This is a genomic window from Serinicoccus sediminis (assembly GCF_004153545.1).
GTDB classification, from domain to species: Bacteria; Actinomycetota; Actinomycetes; order Actinomycetales; family Dermatophilaceae; genus Ornithinicoccus; species Ornithinicoccus sediminis_A.
Genome location: NZ_SDVA01000002.1, coordinates 192894 through 210327, shown reverse-complemented (window position 1 = coordinate 210327; position 17434 = coordinate 192894). Strand labels below are relative to the sequence as shown.

The 17434-nt window shown below is 73.5% G+C and carries 18 protein-coding genes; 6 read left to right on the top strand and 12 right to left on the bottom strand.

The window, feature by feature from the left end:
• The first annotated feature begins 11 nt into the window (after positions 1-11).
• The 3 genes from EUS26_RS03550 (at position 12) to EUS26_RS03540 (ending at position 2384) form a co-directional block, all read left to right on the top strand.
• Entirely contained in the window at positions 12-497 is a 486-nt protein-coding gene (locus EUS26_RS03550) for a DUF6326 family protein (RefSeq protein ID WP_130011800.1), read from the top strand.
• A gap of 103 nt (positions 498-600) precedes the next feature.
• Entirely contained in the window at positions 601-1740 is a 1140-nt protein-coding gene (locus EUS26_RS03545; RefSeq protein ID WP_130011799.1) for a sensor histidine kinase, read from the top strand.
• A complete protein-coding gene (locus EUS26_RS03540; protein WP_130011798.1) occupies positions 1737-2384 on the top strand; it encodes a response regulator in 648 nt (215 codons plus the stop codon). The genes EUS26_RS03545 and EUS26_RS03540 overlap by 4 nt, the downstream gene beginning before the upstream one ends.
• Positions 2385-2399: 15 nt before the next feature.
• Here EUS26_RS03540 and EUS26_RS03535 read toward each other — a convergent pair whose 3' ends face one another.
• Positions 2400-2789: an SRPBCC family protein gene (locus EUS26_RS03535; protein WP_202865027.1), complete on the bottom strand. Its 390-nt coding sequence runs from the start codon at positions 2787-2789 to the stop codon at positions 2400-2402.
• 74 nt (positions 2790-2863) lie between these two features.
• Here EUS26_RS03535 and EUS26_RS03530 point away from each other — a divergent pair, with 74 nt between their 5' ends.
• A complete protein-coding gene (locus EUS26_RS03530; RefSeq protein WP_130011797.1) occupies positions 2864-3472 on the top strand; it encodes a GNAT family protein in 609 nt (202 codons plus the stop codon).
• Between the two features lie 40 nt (positions 3473-3512).
• Here the strand turns inward: EUS26_RS03530 and EUS26_RS03525 are convergent, their stop codons facing one another.
• On the bottom strand, positions 3513-4067 hold the full coding sequence (locus EUS26_RS03525; RefSeq protein WP_130011796.1) for a helix-turn-helix domain-containing protein: 555 nt from the start codon (positions 4065-4067) through the stop codon (positions 3513-3515).
• Positions 4068-4143: 76 nt separating this feature from the next.
• On the opposite strand from EUS26_RS03525, the gene EUS26_RS03520 reads away from it, so the two are divergent.
• Positions 4144-5778 (top strand): FAD-dependent oxidoreductase, encoded by a 1635-nt coding sequence (locus EUS26_RS03520; protein ID WP_130011795.1) that lies wholly within the window; start codon positions 4144-4146, stop codon positions 5776-5778.
• A 51-nt stretch (positions 5779-5829) separates the two neighbouring features.
• Here EUS26_RS03520 and EUS26_RS03515 read toward each other — a convergent pair whose 3' ends face one another.
• The 8 genes from EUS26_RS03515 to EUS26_RS03480 form a co-directional block, all read right to left on the bottom strand.
• Complete coding sequence (locus EUS26_RS03515) at positions 5830-6729, bottom strand: NAD(P)-dependent oxidoreductase (protein WP_130011794.1); 900 nt, start codon at positions 6727-6729, stop codon at positions 5830-5832.
• Positions 6730-6823: 94 nt separating this feature from the next.
• Positions 6824-7606 (bottom strand): DeoR/GlpR family DNA-binding transcription regulator, encoded by a 783-nt coding sequence (locus tag EUS26_RS03510; protein WP_130011793.1) that lies wholly within the window; start codon positions 7604-7606, stop codon positions 6824-6826.
• A 41-nt stretch (positions 7607-7647) separates the two neighbouring features.
• Positions 7648-8694 carry a 4-hydroxythreonine-4-phosphate dehydrogenase PdxA gene (gene pdxA, locus EUS26_RS03505; protein WP_130011792.1) on the bottom strand — a complete coding sequence of 349 codons (1047 nt, stop codon included), beginning with the start codon at positions 8692-8694 and terminating at the stop codon, positions 7648-7650.
• A gap of 52 nt (positions 8695-8746) precedes the next feature.
• Positions 8747-10072: a four-carbon acid sugar kinase family protein gene (locus tag EUS26_RS03500; RefSeq protein ID WP_130011791.1), complete on the bottom strand. Its 1326-nt coding sequence runs from the start codon at positions 10070-10072 to the stop codon at positions 8747-8749.
• 3 nt (positions 10073-10075) lie between these two features.
• Positions 10076-11611, bottom strand: coding sequence for a GntP family permease (locus EUS26_RS03495; protein WP_202865026.1), 1536 nt, complete (start codon positions 11609-11611; stop codon positions 10076-10078).
• 139 nt (positions 11612-11750) lie between these two features.
• Complete coding sequence (locus tag EUS26_RS03490) at positions 11751-12767, bottom strand: zinc-dependent alcohol dehydrogenase family protein (RefSeq protein ID WP_130011790.1); 1017 nt, start codon at positions 12765-12767, stop codon at positions 11751-11753.
• A gap of 126 nt (positions 12768-12893) precedes the next feature.
• Positions 12894-14033 carry an RNA polymerase sigma factor gene (locus tag EUS26_RS03485; protein WP_130011789.1) on the bottom strand — a complete coding sequence of 380 codons (1140 nt, stop codon included), beginning with the start codon at positions 14031-14033 and terminating at the stop codon, positions 12894-12896.
• A gap of 11 nt (positions 14034-14044) precedes the next feature.
• The gene (locus EUS26_RS03480; protein WP_130011788.1) at positions 14045-14464 is read right to left on the bottom strand and encodes a YciI family protein; all 420 of its coding nucleotides are present in this window, start codon (positions 14462-14464) and stop codon (positions 14045-14047) included.
• A 191-nt stretch (positions 14465-14655) separates the two neighbouring features.
• Here EUS26_RS03480 and EUS26_RS03475 point away from each other — a divergent pair, with 191 nt between their 5' ends.
• Entirely contained in the window at positions 14656-15855 is a 1200-nt protein-coding gene (locus EUS26_RS03475) for an MFS transporter (RefSeq protein WP_130011787.1), read from the top strand.
• A 16-nt stretch (positions 15856-15871) separates the two neighbouring features.
• On the opposite strand, the gene EUS26_RS03470 is transcribed toward EUS26_RS03475, so the two are convergent.
• Positions 15872-16741, bottom strand: coding sequence for an SDR family oxidoreductase (locus EUS26_RS03470; RefSeq protein WP_130011786.1), 870 nt, complete (start codon positions 16739-16741; stop codon positions 15872-15874).
• Positions 16738-17373, bottom strand: a complete 636-nt coding sequence (locus EUS26_RS03465) for an NAD(P)-dependent oxidoreductase (protein ID WP_130011785.1) — start codon at positions 17371-17373, stop codon at positions 16738-16740. The genes EUS26_RS03470 and EUS26_RS03465 overlap by 4 nt, the downstream gene beginning before the upstream one ends.
• Positions 17374-17434 lie beyond the last annotated feature (61 nt).

The window sequence follows — 17434 nt, the reverse complement described above, 5'->3', positions numbered from 1 at the left end:
AGGAGTCGCCCATGAGTACTCAGTCCGCAGCACACCCCACGTCGCTGCAGAACCCGGCGGTCCCGGTCACGGCCCAGCTCGCCGCGGCGTGGACCAGCTTCATGTTCCTCTACATCTACGTCGACTACCTGACCCTCTACAAGCCCGGGGTCGTCGACGACATCCTCGACGGCGTCGTCTGGGAGTTCGAGATCACCCAGACCTTCGCCGCGAGCGCGCTCGCCAGCGTGGCCGTCCCGATCCTCATGATCGTGCTCTCGGCGACCCTGCCCGCCCGGGTCAACCGGGTGCTCAACCTCGTGGTCGCCGTCCTCTACATCCCCTACTCGGCGTTCAACCTGGTCGGAGAGCAGTGGCTCGTCTACTACGGCCTGGGGCTGGGACTCGAGCTCGTCCTGCTCGGGTTCATCATCCGTGCCGCCTGGGCCTGGCCCCGCACCAGCTCGGTGCCCGCGGAGGACGCCGCCACCACCCGCCGTGCCCAGGTCACCACGTGACGGTGGTCCGTGCGACCCGCCCCGACCGACCGGCCCGAGGGTCGGCGGCCGGGTCGTCGGCGCGACAGGTGCACCGCGGCACGCCGGTCCCTACGCTGGGGCGATGAACGCGCTGTGGCGCTCCTTCTGGCGGGAGCCCAGGCCACCTGACCCCCCACCCGTGGGGCGCCATGACGGGTGGCTGGTCGCCGGGTTCGGGGTCGCCGCGCTCGTCGAGGGGATCGCGCGTCCGGGCCTCGCGGGGCAGCCGTTCGTGACCGTGCTCGCCGTGGCGCTGATGCCCGTCCTCCTGTGGCGGCGCAGCCGTCCCCTCGTCGCCTGCGTCGTCGGCTTCGGCGCGGCCGGGTCGCTGTCCCTCGTGCAGCTGCTGACCCGGAGCGACGACCTCGGCCTCGGATCCATGATGGTCATCCTCGTCCTGCTCTACTCCCTGGCGCGGTGGGGCTCGGGTCGGGAGATCGGCCTCGGGATCCTCGTCGTCGCGACGGTCGCGACACTGGGCATGTATGCCGCGGCGGCGGACGTGGCCGAGGTGGTCGGGGGCAGCGTGCTCCTGCTGCTCGTCGTCGCCCTCGCGGCGGTGTTCCGCTACCGCGCCGACGTGTGGCGCCGCCGTCAGCAGGAGATCCGCAACGACGAGCGCCTGACCCTGGCCCGGGAGCTGCACGACACGGTGGCGCACCACGTCTCTGCCATCGCCGTGCAGGCCCAGGCCGGGGGTGTCGTCGCCGGTACCCAGCCGGAGCGGGCGGCGGGAATCCTCGCCGCCATCGAGACCGAGGCGACGCGCACCCTCGCGGAGATGCGCTCCGTGGTGCGGGTGCTCCGCGAGGACGGCTGGGACACCCTCGCGGTGCAGCCGGGCATCACCGACCTCTCCGGCCTGGCCCGGCCGGACGGCATACCGGTCGTCGAGGTGGCGCTCACCGGCCCCCTGGTCCGGCTGCCGCGTCCGGTGGACGCCGCGACCTACCGCCTGGCGCAGGAGGCCCTGACCAACGCCCTGCGGCACGCGCAGGGCGCGACCCGCGTCGTGATCGACGTCCGCCGGGTCGACGACGCGGTCGTCCTGCGGGTCGTCGACGACGGGGTGGCAGGGGCGGTGCCGCGGCCGGCTCCGGGCTTCGGTCTCACCGGTATGCGGGAGCGCGCCGAGCTGCTCGGCGGCTCCCTCTCCGCAGGGCCGGGGCCCGAGGGCGGCTGGGTGGTCGAGGCCGAGCTGCCCGCGGGAGGTCCGACGTGAGCATCCGTGTCGTCGTGGCCGACGACCAGGACCTGGTGCGGACCGGCCTGGTGCTGATCCTGGGGGCCCAGCCCGGCCTGGAGGTCGTGGGAGAGGCCGCGGACGGACCCGGTGCGCTCGAGCTGGCGGCCCGGCTGCGGCCCGACGTCCTCCTCGTGGACATCCGGATGCCCGGCCTCGACGGCGTCGAGGTGACCCGCCGCCTGGCCGGGCCGGGCGTGCCCGACCCCATGGCGGTCGTCGTCATCACGACCTTCGACCTCGACGAGTACGTCCTCGGGGCCCTCCGGGCCGGCGCCCGCGGGTTCCTGCTCAAGGACGCCGGACCGGAGCTGCTCGTCCAGGCCATCCACGCCGCGGCCCGCGGTGACGCCCTCATCGCCCCCAACGTCACCCGGCGCCTGCTGGCGACCTTCGCCGACCGGGCGCCCACGGCTCCGGCGCAACCGCTGGACCCGCTGACCGAGCGGGAGGAGCAGGTGCTGGTGCTGGTCGCCCGTGGGCGCACGAACGCCGAGATCGCGGCCGAGCTCTACATCGGGCTCAGCACCGCCAAGACCCACGTCGCCTCCCTGCTGTCCAAGCTCGGGGTCCGCAACAGGGTGGAGATCGCCATGTGGGCCCACCACACCGGGCGCGTCTGACACGGCCGGCGCGGCTCAGCCCTCGACGAGCCCAGCCAGACGGTCGAGGTCCTCGGCCACGGTCCGGCAGTCGCGCTCGAACTCCTCGTCGGTGAGCTCGACCTGGCGCACGGTGAAGACCACCTCGCTGCCGTGGGGATGGGCGAGGACCCGCAGCGGGTTCGTGACGATGGTGCCGGAGGGGAGCAGGACGTCGTGGTCGGCGACCCCGAGGTGGTTGCGCGGGACGAAGCGCACGCGGACCTCACCCATCGGCGACTCCACGACGAGGTCGTCACCGTCCCGGCTGACCTCTGCGGTCGCCAGGCCCTGTGCCCACAGGGGCAGGTTGTCCGGCTCGGCGACGGCGTCGTAGACCCGGTCGCGGTCCGCGGCGATGACACGGCTGATGTGACGGCTCCTCATCCTCCGAGCCTGGCACGAACCGGGACGCATCGCGTAGGACGCGAGGTGTCCGGCATACCCCCTAGGTTGTGGGCATGAGCACCGACACGGGCGACGTCGCCCAGCTGGAGGTCCGCGCGCTGACGCCCGAGACGTGGTCGGCCTTCGACGACCTCGTGCTGCGGCACAACGGCATCTTCGGGGGGTGCTCGTGCACCTACTTCCAACCCTCCTGCGAAGACCGGCTGCCGGGCGCCGAGGGCAGCAGGGCGATGAAGCGGGAGTATGTCGAGTCGGGCCTCGCGCACGCCGCTCTCGTGATGGACGGTGACCAGGCGGTGGCGTGGGCGGAGTTCGGGACGCCGGAGGAGCTGCCCAACATCCATCACCGCAAGCAGTACGACAAGGAGAAGGACCGCGACCCGGACTACCGGATCACCTGCGTCTTCGTCGACCGACGGTACCGGCGGCGGGGCCTGACGGAGGTCGCGATCCGCGGTGCGCTCGACCTCATCGCGCAGGCCGGCGGGGGCGTGGTCGAGGCCTACCCGCACGACCTGACGCACCAGACGAAGAAGATGTCGTCCTCGTTCCTCTACAACGGCACCCGCCGGCTCTACGAGCGACTGGGCTTCACCTACGTGCGCCCCAAGGGCCTGAAGAACTGCGTGATGTCGATCGAGGTGGCCGCGCCGGCGACGTGACGGGCCGCTGTCCGTCGTGCCCCGGACGGCGTCTGCCGCGTCACTGGTGCACGTGCGCCCGCTGCCCCTCGCGGTCGAAGATCATGATGAGCTCGGCCGGCCCGCCAACGGCCCGGATGGCGTGCGGGGTCATGGTGGAGAACTCGGCGGCCTCCCCCGTGCCGACCTCGATCTCCCGGTCCCCGAGCAGCAGGTGGACCTGACCCTCGATGACGACGAACCAGTCGTGCCCGGGGTGGACGCGCTGCTCGGGGGCACGCGTCGAGGGCTCCAGGCGCATCTTGATGGCCACGGTGCGGCCGTCGGATCGGCTGAGCGGCCACGTGGTGTGCCCGCCGGAGCTGTGCGGTGCCGGTCGGATGACCACGTCCTCGTCGCCCGGTCGCTCGAAGAGGGCGTCGAGGCTGACCCCGAGGGTCTGGGCCAGCGGCACGAGGACGTCCAACCCGAGCGTGCGCTTGCCGGTCTCGATGCGGCTGATCGTCGAGGGGCTGAGGTGGGTCCGCTCGGCGAGCTCCTCCAGCGAGTAGCCCAGGGTGCTGCGCAGGCTGCGCAGCCGGGTGCGCGCCAACGTCTCGACATCGGTGGTGCTCATCCGGACAGTCTGCCGTGTTCTTGCGAATCCTGCAAATGCTGTCCCACATACCGCACGACGTCGGTAGGGTAGAGCCATGTCGACGCCCCAGCATCCTCCCCAGCACGAGTCCCGCGCGCACGGCCACGACCACCCCGGGCCCACGATGGAGCGCCGTTGCGACGTCGCGGTCATCGGCGCCTCGGCCGCCGGGCTGGCCGCGGCCCTGCAGCTCGCCCGGCAGCGGCGGACGGTCATCGCCGTCGACGACGGGACCCCGCGCAACGCCCCGGCCGCCCACATGCACGGCTACCTCGGCCGGGAGGCGGCGGCGCCCTCCGAGCTGCTCGCGGTCGGTCGTGAGGAGGTCCGCAGCTACGGGGGCGAGATCCTGGCCGGTCGCGTGCTCGCCGTCCGACCGGTGCAGGACGGTCGCTTCCGCGTCGAGCTGAGCGGCGGGCACACCCTCCTGGCCCGGCGGGTGCTCGCCGCCACCGGCATCGTCGACGAGCTCCCCGACATCGAGGGGGTCGCGCCGCGCTGGGGCCAGGACGTCATCCACTGCCCGTTCTGCCACGGCTACGAGGTCCGCGACCAGCGCCTCGTCCAGATCGTCACGCACCCGATGGGCCTGCACCCGACCGCGCTGCTCCGCCACCTGACCGACCGGCTGACCGTCGTGCTGCCCGACGTGACGGGCGTCGACGAGGCTGCTCTCACCGCGCTCGAGGCCGCCGGCGTGCCCGTCGTGCGCACCGGCGCGCGGCGGGTGGTCACCGGGGCGGACGGCACCGTGACTGCCGTGGAGCTGGTCGACGGGACACAGCTCGAGGCCGACGCGGTGGTGGTCGGCACCCGCTTCCACGCCCGGATCGAGGCGCTGGCGCCGCTCGGGATCGAGGCGAGCGCGCACCCCACCGGTCTGGGTGAGGTGCTGCAGGTCGACCCCGTGACCGGGGAGACCGCCGTGCCGGGCGTGTACGGCGCGGGCAACCTGACCGACCCGTCCTTGCAGGTGCTGCCGTCGGCCGCCCACGGCGGTCGCATCGGCGCGATGATCGCCTTCAGCCTGGCCGACGAGGACCTGCGCTCCGCGCAGCGCACCGCGGGGGAGGAGGGCGACTGGGACGCGCGCTACGGCACCGGGGAGCGGATGTGGAGCGGCAACCCCAACGGCACCCTCGTCGCCGAGGTCGAGGGTATGCCGCCCGGCCGGGCTCTCGACGTCGGTGCCGGTGAGGGTGGCGACTCGTTGTGGCTGGCCGAGCAGGGGTGGGACGTCACGGCTGCCGACATCTCCGGTGCGGCGCTGGAGCACGTCGGTGCGGAGGCGGAGCGCCGGGGGCTCGTGGTGAGCCTGCTGCACCGGGACGTCAACGCTCCTGACGCCGTCGGCGGCGCCACCTACGACCTCGTCTCGCTCCAGTACGGCTCGTTCCTGCGGACCCCGGAGCAGCGAGGTCTGCGCACCCTGCTCGGTGCCGTCGCCCCGGGCGGGACGCTCCTGGTGGTCGGCCACGACCTGTCCCCGATGCGCGAGCCCGTGGACCCCGCCGAGCAGACCCGCATGTTCGACCCCGAGGCCTATGTCGGTGTCGAGGAGGTCGCCGCAGCGCTCGCGACGCAGGGCGGGTGGACCGTGCAGGTGCACGAGACCCGTCCCCGCCCGTCCGGCGCGGTGTCGACGCACCACGTCGACGACGTGGTCCTGCGGGCGGTCAGGAGCCGCTGAGCGCCCCCCGGTGCTGCGCGTCCGGCACCGGGCTGGGCCGGGCCGGACCCCTCACGCGGTGTCGGGCCGGGGAGGAGTCTGTCCGTTCAGTCGTTCGACACCGCGCAGCAGGGCGGAGTGGTCGAGCCCTCCGTCGCCGTTGGCCACCATCGAGCTCATGAGCGCCGCCAGCAGCCCCGCCATGGGTGCCACCACTCCGCCCGACCGCGCCGTCTCGACGACGATGCCGAGGTCCTTGTCGTGCAGCTCGACCCGGAAACCCGGGTCGAAGCGATGCTCGAGCAGGTTGTCCCGCTTCTGCATCAGGACGGCTGAGGCGGCCAGCCCTCCGGCGAGGACGTCGAGGGCCCGCGCCAGGTCGACGCCTGAGGTCTCGAGGAGCACGACGGCCTCGGCGAGCACCTGCAGATGGCCCGCGACGATGAGCTGGTTCGCGGCCTTGACGGTCTGACCCGCACCCGGAGGGCCGACGTGCACGACCGTGCCTCCCAGGACACCCAGCACGTCGTCGGCCGCCTCGACGTCCGCGGACTCACCACCCACCATGATCGACAGGGTCGCCGCCTCGGCGCCGGCCTGACCTCCTGACACCGGCGCGTCCAGCATCCGCAGACCGCGCTCGCGGGCGGCCGAGGCGAGCCGCCGGGTGACGTCGGGTCGGATGGTGGAGAAGTCGATGACGAGTGCGCCCGGCTCGGCGTGGTCGAGCACCGCGCCCTCGCCGAGCAGGACCTCCTCCACGTCAGGGCTGTCCGGCAGCATGAGGCAGATGACGTCGGCGCCGCTGACGGCGTCCGCCGCGGAGGCGCAGGCCGTCCCGCCGGCCTCCTGCAGGGCACGAGCCTTGGCGGGCGAGCGGTTGTGGCCACGGACAGCGTGCCCGTGCTTCTGCAGATGGACGGCCATGGGGCTCCCCATGATGCCGAGCCCGATAAAGGCGATGGTGCTCATACGCGTGCTTCCTTCCGTGATGAGGACGACAGGACCGGACCTGCCCCCGTGGTGGCGACGTCGGTGGCTCGGACCGGGTGGGTCGGGCGGACGGTCAGGACGGCACGCTCACGACACGGACCCCCTCGTCCCGGAAGGGGGCGAGGCGGTCCTCGGAGGACTCGTCCGTGAGGAGGGTCCAGCCAGGGGGTAGCTGCGCCCAGGCGGGCACCGCCTCGACGGTGAGCTTGGCCGCGTGCGCCAGGACGACGGTGCGCCTGGCCTGGCGCGAGGCCATCTCCTTGGTCGCCGCCTCCTCGAGGGTCGGCTCACCCACGCCGCGGGACGGGTGGACCGCGTCGCACCCGAGGAAGGCGAGGTCCACCGCGAGGCGCTCGAGCGTGAAGAGGGTGACGGCCCCGGCCAGTCCGTGGCTCGACGGCGACACCTCCCCGCCGACGACGATGACGTCGATCGGGCTGTCGGCCAGCATCAGCCCGATCTCCAGCCCCCGGGTGACGACCGTGAGGTCGCGCAGGTCGCGCAGGTGCTCGACGAGCTGGGCGCAGGTCGAACCCGCGTCGACGAAGATCGTCGACCCTTCCTCCACCCAGGCTGCGGCAGCAGCACCGATACGGGCCTTGGCGGCGACCTCGATCCTCATCCGCTCGCCGAGCCGGGTCTCCCTGTAGGGCCCGGACGGACGCGCTCCGCCGTAGGTGCGGTCGATGTGACCCTCGGCCTCGAGGGAGGCAAGATCGCGCCGGATGGTCGACTCCGACACGTCGACGGTCCGCGCGAGGTCCTCGACCCTGGTGGTGCCGGACCGCAGGAGCGCCACGATCTCCCGCAGCCGCTCCCTGCGACTGCGGTGCTGCGTCCTGGGGGTCTCGCTCATGCCCTCGTTCCCCCGCGATGGCGGCTGCTGCGGCTCCGGTGTCAGCGGGGGAGGTACTCCTCCCGGATACCCGTGACGAACGGAGCGTAGTCGACCGCGGCGAGGTAGGCCGACCGCATGGTGCCGTGGTCGGCCCTGCCCTGGCCGGCGATGTCGAAGGCGGTGCCGTGGTCCACGGAGGTGCGCAGGATGGGCAACCCCACGGTGACCGAGATGGTGCCGTCGAAGTCGTAGGTCTTGGCGGCGATGTGACCCTGGTCGTGGTACTGCGAGAGCACCCCGTCGTAGCGGCCGGTGAGGCCGTGGTGGAAGACCGAGTCGGCGGGGATGGGGCCGGCCACCTCCAGACCCTTCTCGGCGACCGCGGCGACGGCCGGGCGGAGGATCTCGATCTCCTCGTCGCCGAAGGCGCCGTTCTCGCCCCCGTGCGGGTTGATGGCGGCGGTCGCGAGCCGCGGGTTCTCGACCCCGAAGACCTCGAGGGCACGGTACGCCCGCATGATCGAGTCGACCTGTGAGTCCAGCGTGATGGCGTCGAGGGCCTTGCGCAGCGACAGGTGCCGTGTGGCGAAGAAGATGCGCAGGTGGTGGGCTCCCTCGGCCTCGTCGCGGACCACGAACATCGTGTCCTGCTTGGTCACGCCGGTGAGCTCCCCGAGCATCTCGGTGTGTCCCAGGTGCTCGCTCCCGGCGGCCCAGATGGCCTCCTTGTTGATGGGGCCGGTGACGATCCCGTCGATCTCCTGGTCCATGGCGGCGCGCGTCGCGACCTCGATGGCGGTGATCGCGGCCCGGCCCGCCCGGCCGTCGACCGAGCCCCACTCCGGCATGTCGCCCTCGAGGACGCCGATGTCGAAGACGTCGATGGTGCCCTCGCCCGCGGACGGGGTCGACCAGTCGGACACCACCCGCACCTCGACGTCCAGACCCAGGACCTGCACCGCCCGCTCGAGGGCGACGCGGTCGCCGACGGCGATCCCGTGGTGATCTGGTGTCCCGGCGAACTCGGCCAGGGTCGAGGCGGTGATCTCCGGGCCGATGCCCACGGGGTCACCGACGGTCAGTGCGAGGACCGGGGTGGTGCTCATGCGAACTCATCTCCTTGTATGCGGTGGTGCGAGGTCGTCAGTGTCGTCGGGGTCATCGTCTCGCGCGCTCGTGCGAGGTGGCGGTGCGGACCGAGCGCAGGCGGTCCCTGGCCATGCCGGCCAGCCGGTCGAGACAGAGCAGCGTCGTCTCCGCGTCACCGACGAGACCGCCCTTGGTGACCATGGGCAGGCCTGCCCAGGGTCCGGACACGATCTCCCCGGCGACCGCGAGCGGGACGACCTCGTCCTCGATCTCCAGGCCCTGGCCGTCCAGCTCCTCGAGGACGGCCGCCGTGATGTCGCCCCCGGTGGTGTAGAGGCCGTCGATCCTGGTCTCCTGCAGGACGCGGCGCGTGATGCGCCCCAGCGCGGCGGGCAGCTCGGCGCCCTCAGCGGCCGAGATGCTGCGCACCTCGCTGCCGTCCATCACCGTGGCGAGCAGGACGACGGCTCCCGGTTCGGCCGCCTCGAGCGCCTCCCGCACCAGCGACACCGTCGCGTCGACGTCGGGGACGACCGAGTCCCCCGTCGTCCGGGGCCGCACGACGTGACAGGTGCGCTCGGCGACGAGACGGGCGAGCTGCTGGCGGGTCAGCTCGGTGGCCGATCCCGACACGGCGAGCAGGGACCCGGCTACATGGGCGCTCCGCAGACCGAGCGCGGAGGCCATCGCCGCCGCCCCCGGGCCGGGGTCCACCGTGACCCACAGCAGGTCGTCCCCGGCGGAGGCAGCGGCCGCAGCGACCCGGTCGAGGTGCTCGGTGGTCATGGCGTCGGCGACGATGACGTCGACCTGCTGGTCCACCAGCTCGCGGACCGTGGCGGCCAGCTCGTCCTCCGAGCCGGTGACCACCCGCAGCGGCAGGTGGCGGGCGGTCAGGTCCGTGGAGCGTGACAGCACCTCGGCGACGTCCGAGGTGTCGACCGGGGCGCGGGGGTCCTGTGCCAGCTCGGTGCTCTCCAGCCGCATCCCTCGCAGGAGCTGGTGGCCCTCGACGGTCACCCGGTCCGCGTCGGGGTGGGCGGGCATGCACAGCGCCACCACCCGACGGTCGGACACCTGCCGGGCCACCGTCAGCATCGCCTCGGTCGCGATCCCGACGTTGCCCCGCAGCGTCGTGTCGATGCGCGTGCTGAGCAGGTCCACCGGCCACCCGGCCCGCACGACCTCGTGGACCCGCTCACGCACCTGGTGCGGTGGGGCGTGCCGCGACTCCGTCGTGACGACGACCACGTCGAACCTCGGGTGGAACTCGGCCACGGTGCCCGCGGGGTCGCTCTGACCGAGCGTGACGGCACGCATACCGGCACGGGCGAAGCCCGCGGCGCAGGCGTTGGCCCCGGTGAGGTCGTCGGCGACGACGAGGACGCGGGCCACCGGTCAGCCCATGACGAGGTTGAGCACGAACAGCAGCGGGATCGACGCCACCCAGACCGCGGTGGTGATGCCCGACCAGCCCTTGAGGGCGGCCGTCCCCTCGAGGCCGGTGAAGCGGGTGACGACCCAGAAGTAGGAGTCGTTGAAGTAGCTGAAGACCATCGACCCGGCCGTGCAGGCCAGGACTGCGACGACGGGGTCCACCCCCAGGGTGTCGACCAGGGGTGCGGTGACGGAGGCGGCGGTGATCATGGCGACGGTGCCGGATCCCTGGGCGATACGGACGACCGTCGCGATGACGAAGGGCACCAGGAAGGCCGGGAGCGCGGTGGAGGCGATGGCCTCGGCGAGCGCGTCGCCCACGCCGGAGTCGCGCAGGACCTGCCCGAACGCGCCGCCCGCACCGGTGATGAGCAGGATGAGACCCGCGGACGCGGCCGCCTCGGCCAACCAGCCCTGCACCTTGCCCCTGGGGGTCCAGCGGGGCAGCAGGACGTAGACGGCCAGGATGGCGCCGATGACGAGAGCCACGACGGGGTTGCCGAGGAAGGCGAAGGGAGCCGTCCAGTCGCTCGCCTCGTAGTCGCCCGCGAGCGTCCCCTGCTGGTTCCGGTCGACGGCCGCGGTCACGGTGTTGGCCACGATGAGGACGAGGGGGATCGCCAACGGCAGGGAGCCCAGCAGCGCGCCCACGCGACGGTGCTCCTCGCCGGCCGGCGGCTCACCGAAGTAGGTCTCCGGGTCGTAGGTCTGGACCTCTTGGTCCTCGGCCTGCAGGTCGTGGTCGTCCTCCCGGCGGCCGGCCTCGGTGCCGTGCCGGTCCCCACCGGACCCCCGGCGCGAGCCCGGGCCGCCGGTCGACCGGTCCGACCCGACCGTGGCCAGGTGCGGGTAGACGGCGTTGCGGACCTCGGGAACGATGTGGTCCTCGAGCGTCGGGCCGATCCACCGGGCGTAGACCACGACGACCGGCAGCAGGATGACCGTGAAGACGAGCCCGGTGACGATGACCAGGCCGAGGTCGGCGCCCAGGATGCCGGTGGCGGCGAGCGGGCCGGGGGTGGGCGGGACCATGTGGTGGGTCAGCGTCATGCCGCAGCCCAGGGCCAGGGCGAGGGCCACGTAGCCTCCGCGCTTGACCCGGGCGATGGACCGGGCGAGCGGGTTCATGATGACGTAGCCGCTGTCGCAGAAGACCGGGATCGAGACCAGCGACCCCACGGATCCGAGGGCCCACTCCTCACGTCCCCGGCCGAAGGCCCGCAGGAAGGCCCGGGCCAGGGCGTCGGCGGCGCCGGAGACCTCGAGGATCTTGCCGATGGCGACGCCGAGGCCGATGACGATGCCGATGTTGCCCAACGTCGTGCCGAAGCCGGTCGTGATGGACCCGACGATCCCGGTGAGCTCCTGGCCGGCCAGGATCCCGGTGACCACGCAGGCCACCAGGAGGGCGATGAAGGCGTCGAGCCTGGTCCGCAGGACCAGCACGATGATGGTCGCGATGCCGGCGACGAGGGCGAGCAGCAGCTGAATGTCCACGATGACTCTCCTGGGTGCGCTGGCCCGGGCGGCACTGCCGAGGCCATCCGCGAGTCTGCCAGGCCAGCCTGCGCAGATCAAGCGATAGTTGTGCGCAGTCTGCGCAGAAGATCACCGGGGATCGGCGAGCAGCGGCGGCTCAGGGTCGGAGCAACGCCTTGATCGCCCTCCGCTCGTCCATCGCGGCATACCCCTCGGCGGCCTGCTCCAGGGGCAGCTCCAGGTCGAAGACCCGGCCCGGGTCGATCTCCCGGTCCAGCACCAGGCGCAGCAGGTCGGGGAGGTAGGCGCGCACCGGCGCGATCCCCCCGCGCAGCCCCACGTTGCGGTAGAACATGTGCTCCTGCGGGATGTCGGTCACGTGCGGGACGCCGACCCAGCCGACCATCCCACCCGGACGCGCGGACTGCAGCGCCTGGACCACGGAGTCCTGGGTGCCGACGCACTCGAGCACGGCGTCCGCGCCGATCCCGTCGGTCAGCTCGCGGACGGCGGCCACCCCCTCGTCGCCGCGCTCGGCGACGACGTCGGTGGCCCCGAACTCCCGGGCCAGCCGCTGCCGGTCCTCGTACCTGCTCATGGCGATGATCCGCTCGGCGCCCATGACGCGCGCCGCGAGCACGCCGCACAGGCCCACCGCGCCGTCACCCACGACGACCACGCTCCCGCCCTCGCGCACCCCGGCGCAGACCGCGGCGTGCCAGCCGGTCCCCATGACGTCGGAGAGGGCCAGCAGGCTCGGGACCAGGTCGTCGTCGGGCCGGCCGGGGGTGGCCAGGAGCGTCCCGTCGGCGTTCGGGATGCGGATGCGCTCGGCCTGGCACCCGGCATACCCACCGCCGTTCTGGCAGTTGGCGTGCTGGCCGACCCGGCAGACCGGGCAGGTGTTGTCGCTGTGCAGGAAGCCACCGACCACGACGTCCCCCGCCTGCACGGTCGACACCTGCGACCCGGTCTGCTCGACGACACCGACGAACTCGTGGCCGATGGGCCGAGGCTCGGCCACCTGCGAGATCCCGCGGTAGGGCCACAGGTCGGACCCGCAGACGCAGGCGGCGACCGTGCGGACGACGGCGTCGGTGGGCTCGGTCACGGTGGGGTCCTCCCGGTCCTCCACCCGGATGTCCCCCGGTCCGTGGATGACTGCTCCGCGCATGCTTCCTCCTGTGCTCGTCCGTGCTGCTCGTCTCGGCGGTCCGGCGCTCACGCCAGCCGTCGTGGACCGTACCTCGGACGCGCCGGTGGCGCCGTCCGACGGTCCTCCGCGCAGCGTCCGAGCGCGTTATCGCCGGCGCAGCCGGGCCGCCTGCCGCGTCAGGTGGTCGCGTTCGGCCGTGCTGCTCGCCCGGGCCGCGGCACGGGCGTAGAGCGCCGCGGCACGCGCCGGCTCCCCGGCCCGCTCGAGCAGGTGGGCGTGGGCCGCCTCCCGACGGGGTATGCCGTCAGGCACGTCCGCCAGGGCCCGCAGCCCCGCCTGCGGCCCGTCGGCCTCGCCCACGGCCACCGCCCGGTTGAGCGCCACCACCGGGCTGTCCGTGAGGGCGAGCAGCTCGTCGTACCAGCCGACCACCTGCGGCCAGTCCGTCTCGTCCGCGCTGGGTGCGTCGGCGTGCAGGGCGGCGATGGCCGCCTGGGCCTGGAACTCGCCTAGCCGGTCCGCCGCGAGCGCGCCCTGCAGCAGGTCGACCGCCTCGGCGACGAGCCGGGTGTCCCAGAGCGACCGGTCCTGGTCGGCCAGCGTCACCAGCGAACCGTCCTCCTCGAAGCGGGAGGCGCGGCGCGCGTGGTGCAGCAGCATGAGCGCCAGCAGGCCGACCGCCTCCGGGTCGCCCGTCTGCCGGGCCAGCTCCCGGGCGAGCCGCACGGCCTCGGCCGCGAGGTCGACCTCGCCCTGGTAGCCCTCGTTGAAGACGAGGTAGAGGACGCGCAGGACCCGGTTCAGGTCGCGGGCCTCCTGGGGTGCCAGGCCGTGCTCGGCGACCGTGCGCTTGGCCCGGCTGATCCGCTGGCCCATCGTCGTCTCCGGCACGAGGTAGGCCTCGGCGATCTGCCGGGTCGTGAGGCCGCCCACGGCCCGCAGCGTGAGCGCCACGGCCGAGGCCGGGCTGAGCGCCGGGTGGCAGCTCAGGGAGAGGAGGCGCAGCGTGTCGTCGGCCTGCTCGGTGGGCCCCGGGGGTGGCTCCGCGAGGTCCGCGCGCTCACGCCGGTGCCGTGCCGTCTCGGAACGGACGTGGTCCAGCCACCGCCGCCAGGCGACGGTGACCAGCCACGCCTGCGGGTCGGACGGCATACCCTCCGACCAGCGGTCGACCGCCTCGATCAGGGCCTCCTGCACGGCGTCCTCGGCCGACGCGAAGTCCGCCCCACGCCGGACGAGGACACCCAGGACCCGCGGCCCCAGCTGTCGCAGCAGGTCCTCCACGCCCGGACCGCTCAGGCGTCGGTCGCCGGGGTGCGGGTGAGGAAGGGGCGCACCTCGAGCCACTCGCAGATGGGCTCGCCGCCCGCGCCGGGGGCGGCCGAGAGCTCCGCCGCGGCCTCGTGCGCCCGCTCCTCGGAGTCGACGTCGATGACCATCCAGCCCGCGATGAGGTCCTTGGTCTCGGCGAACGGCCCGTCGGTGACCGGGGGTCTGCCCTCGCCGCCGTGCCGCACGAAGGTGCCCTCGGGGGCGAGCGCCTGCCCGTCCACGAACTCGCCGCGCTCCCGGAGCCGATCGGCGACGTCGTCCATGAACCGCAGGTGGTCGGCCACCTCCTGCTCGGTCCACCGGTCCATCGGCACGTCGGTGCCGGGCAGCGGGTCGGGCCCGGAGCTGCGGCGGTAGTGCTTGAGCAGCAGGTACTTGGCCATCAGGTCCTCCTGGTGTCGGTGCCGGCCCCGATGGCCGCCATCTGCCCGGGGGACGGAGCCGGCACCGCGATCTCGACACCGGTCCGCCGGGTCGAGTCTGCGACCGCCGACCCGGCACCGCAAGGGGGCGTTGCCGGGTCTCGCACCTCGCGCCAGCCGAGCCTGCCCCGGCCACCACCTAGGGTCGCCCCATGGCCCACACCTCCCCACGGCGCGCCGTCGCCACGATCGTCCTGGCGATGCTGCTCGGGACCTCGGTGTGGTTCAGCGCCAACAGCGCGGCGGACGGGCTGCGGGTCGAGTGGGGCCTGGACGCGGTGGGCATCGGGAGGCTGACCCTGGCGGTGCAGCTGGGGTTCGCGCTCGGCACCATCCTCATGGCGGTGTCCAGCCTGGCCGACCGGTTCCGCGCCAGCCGGGTCTTCGCGGTGTCCGCCCTGGTGGCCGGCCTGACCAACGCCGGGTTCGCGCTGCTCGCCTCGGACCTCACCGAGGGCATGGTGTGGCGTTTCCTCACCGGTGTGACCCTGGCGGGGGTCTACCCGCTCGGGATGAAGATGGTCGTCTCCTGGGACCCGGGCCGGGCCGGGGCGACACTGGGGTGGCTGGTCGGGATGCTCACCCTCGGCACGGCGCTGCCGCACGGCATCCGCGCCGCCGGCGTCGGCCTGGACTGGGCCCAGGTGATGCTCACGTCCTCGGTCCTCGCCCTCGTCGCGGCGGCGTTGGTCCTGCACCTGGGGGACGGCCCGCACCTGCCGCGGGGGGCGCCCGGCGGGCTGCGTTGGGGCGCCGTGCTGCGCGCCTTCACGGTGTCCGACTACCGCTTCGCCTCGCTCGGCTACTTCGGCCACATGTGGGAGCTGTACGCCTTCTGGACGCTGGTGCCGCTGCTCGTCGCCGACGCGCTGGCCGACGCGTCGTCCGCCGGCGGCCTCGTCCCCGGCTGGTCCTTCGTCGTCATCGCGGTCGGCGCGGTCGGCTGCGTGGTCGGTGGCCGGCTGTCGTCCACCTGGGGCAGCGGGCGGGTCGCCGCGACGGCGCTCGCGGTCTCCGGGCTGGTGTGCGCGGCATACCCGCTGCTCTCGGGCGGACCGACCTGGCTGGTGCTCGCGGTGCTGCTGGTCTGGGGCGTCGCGGTCATCACCGACTCCCCGCAGTTCTCGGCGCTCAGCGCCCGCGCCTGCCCGCAGGACCTCGTCGGCAGTGCCCTGGCGATCCAGAACAGCCTCGGCTTCGCCCTCAGCGCCGGGTCGATCCTGCTGGTCTCCACCACGTATGCCGGTCTCGGCGCCGCGGTCGCGTGGCTGCTCCTGCCCGGCCCGGTCCTGGGGCTGCTGGCGATGGCGCGCGAGCGCCGCCACGGCTCACGGCCCCGCACCCTGGCCTGAGGGGTCCCGGCGCGGGTCAGTCCTCCGGTCGCCAGAGGTGGGTGTGGTCGGCGATGACGTCGGCCACCGTGCGGGGCCGACGGCCGAGCAGCCGGCCCAACGTCGGGTCGACCGCGGCGGCGTCACCCCGGCGCAGACCCACGTGCAGCACCGTCTGCACCAGCGTCTGGGTCAGCGGCAGCCCGCCCTGACGCAGGTGACGGGCGTAGCCGACCACGGTGGCGGGCTCGTACCGGACGGGCCGACCCAGTGCGTCCGACAGCAGGGCGGCGACCTCGTCGAAGGTGACCGCCTCCGGCCCGGTCAGCTCGTAGGCCGCACCCACGTGGCCCGTGGGGTCCTCGAGCACCTGCGCCGCCACCTCGCCGAGGTCGCGGACGTCGACGAAGGCCACCCGGCCCTGCCCGGCCGGGACGTAGAGGCGGTCGTCATGACGGATGTCCTGCCGGTAGGGGCCGGTGAGGTTCTGCGCGAAGAACCCGGGCCGCAGCAGGGTGTGGGCCACCCCGGCCGCCCGCAGGTGTGTCTCGATGCGGTGGTGCGGGACGAGGCGGTTGTCGTCCGCCCCCGCCACCGAGGCGAGGACGACGTGGTCGATCCCAGCGCCGACGGCGGCGTCGACGAACGCGTTGACGGTGGGCCCGACGCGGGCGATGGCGGGGGGCCGCACCAGGAAGAGCCTGCCGGCCCCGGCCACCGCGTCGGCGAACGTGGAGGGGTCCCGCAGGTCCAGCCGTCCTACCTCGAGGCCGGCCTCGCACGCCGTCAGGGCCCGGGGGTCCCGCACGAGAGCCCGGACCGGCACCTCCCGCGAGCGCAGGGACGCGAGGACGGCGCCACCGACCCGACCGGTGGCCCCCACGACCAGGACGGGGCGGGGGCTCACGAGGTCACGACCGGGTGCTGGTGGACCCAGGCCGGTCGCTCGACCTCCTCCAGCAGCCAGCGGGCGAGGTCCGCACGGCGGACGGAGGTGGACGACCCCCGACCGACGCCGGGGAACGTCCGCGCCCGGCCGGTCGGGTCACCGTCCAGGAGCCGCGGCGCCCGGACGACCGTCCAGTCGAGGTCGTCGTGGCTCGTGAGCGCAGCGACCGCCTGCTCGGCGTCCTCCAACGTCTGCGCCGCGACCCGCCTCATCACCCCCACGATGAGCCGGTCGGCGACCTTCGGGGTGTCGGCCGGGACGCGGACCCCCGCACCGGTGAGCAGGAGGAGGCGCCGGACCCCACCCGCCCGCATCGCCGCCACCAGTCCGGGCACCACCTGCCGGCGCAGGTCGGGGAGCCCACCGCGCTCGGGCGCCAGGAGGTCGACCACGGCGTCGCAGCCCGCGACCAGCGGCTCGAGGGCCGCCCGGTCGGTCGCGTCGCCGTCGACCACGTCGACACCTGCGGGCAGCAGGGACCGCTTGTGCGGAGAACGCACGAGCGCCGTCACCTCGTGCCCGCCTGCCAGGGCCAGCTCGACGAACGGTCGTCCCGTCCGTCCGGTGGCCCCGAGAACCGCTATCCGCATGATGAGCTCCGTCCAGATCGACTGATCGTCAGTCTACCTGACGGATTTGCCCAGGGCTAGG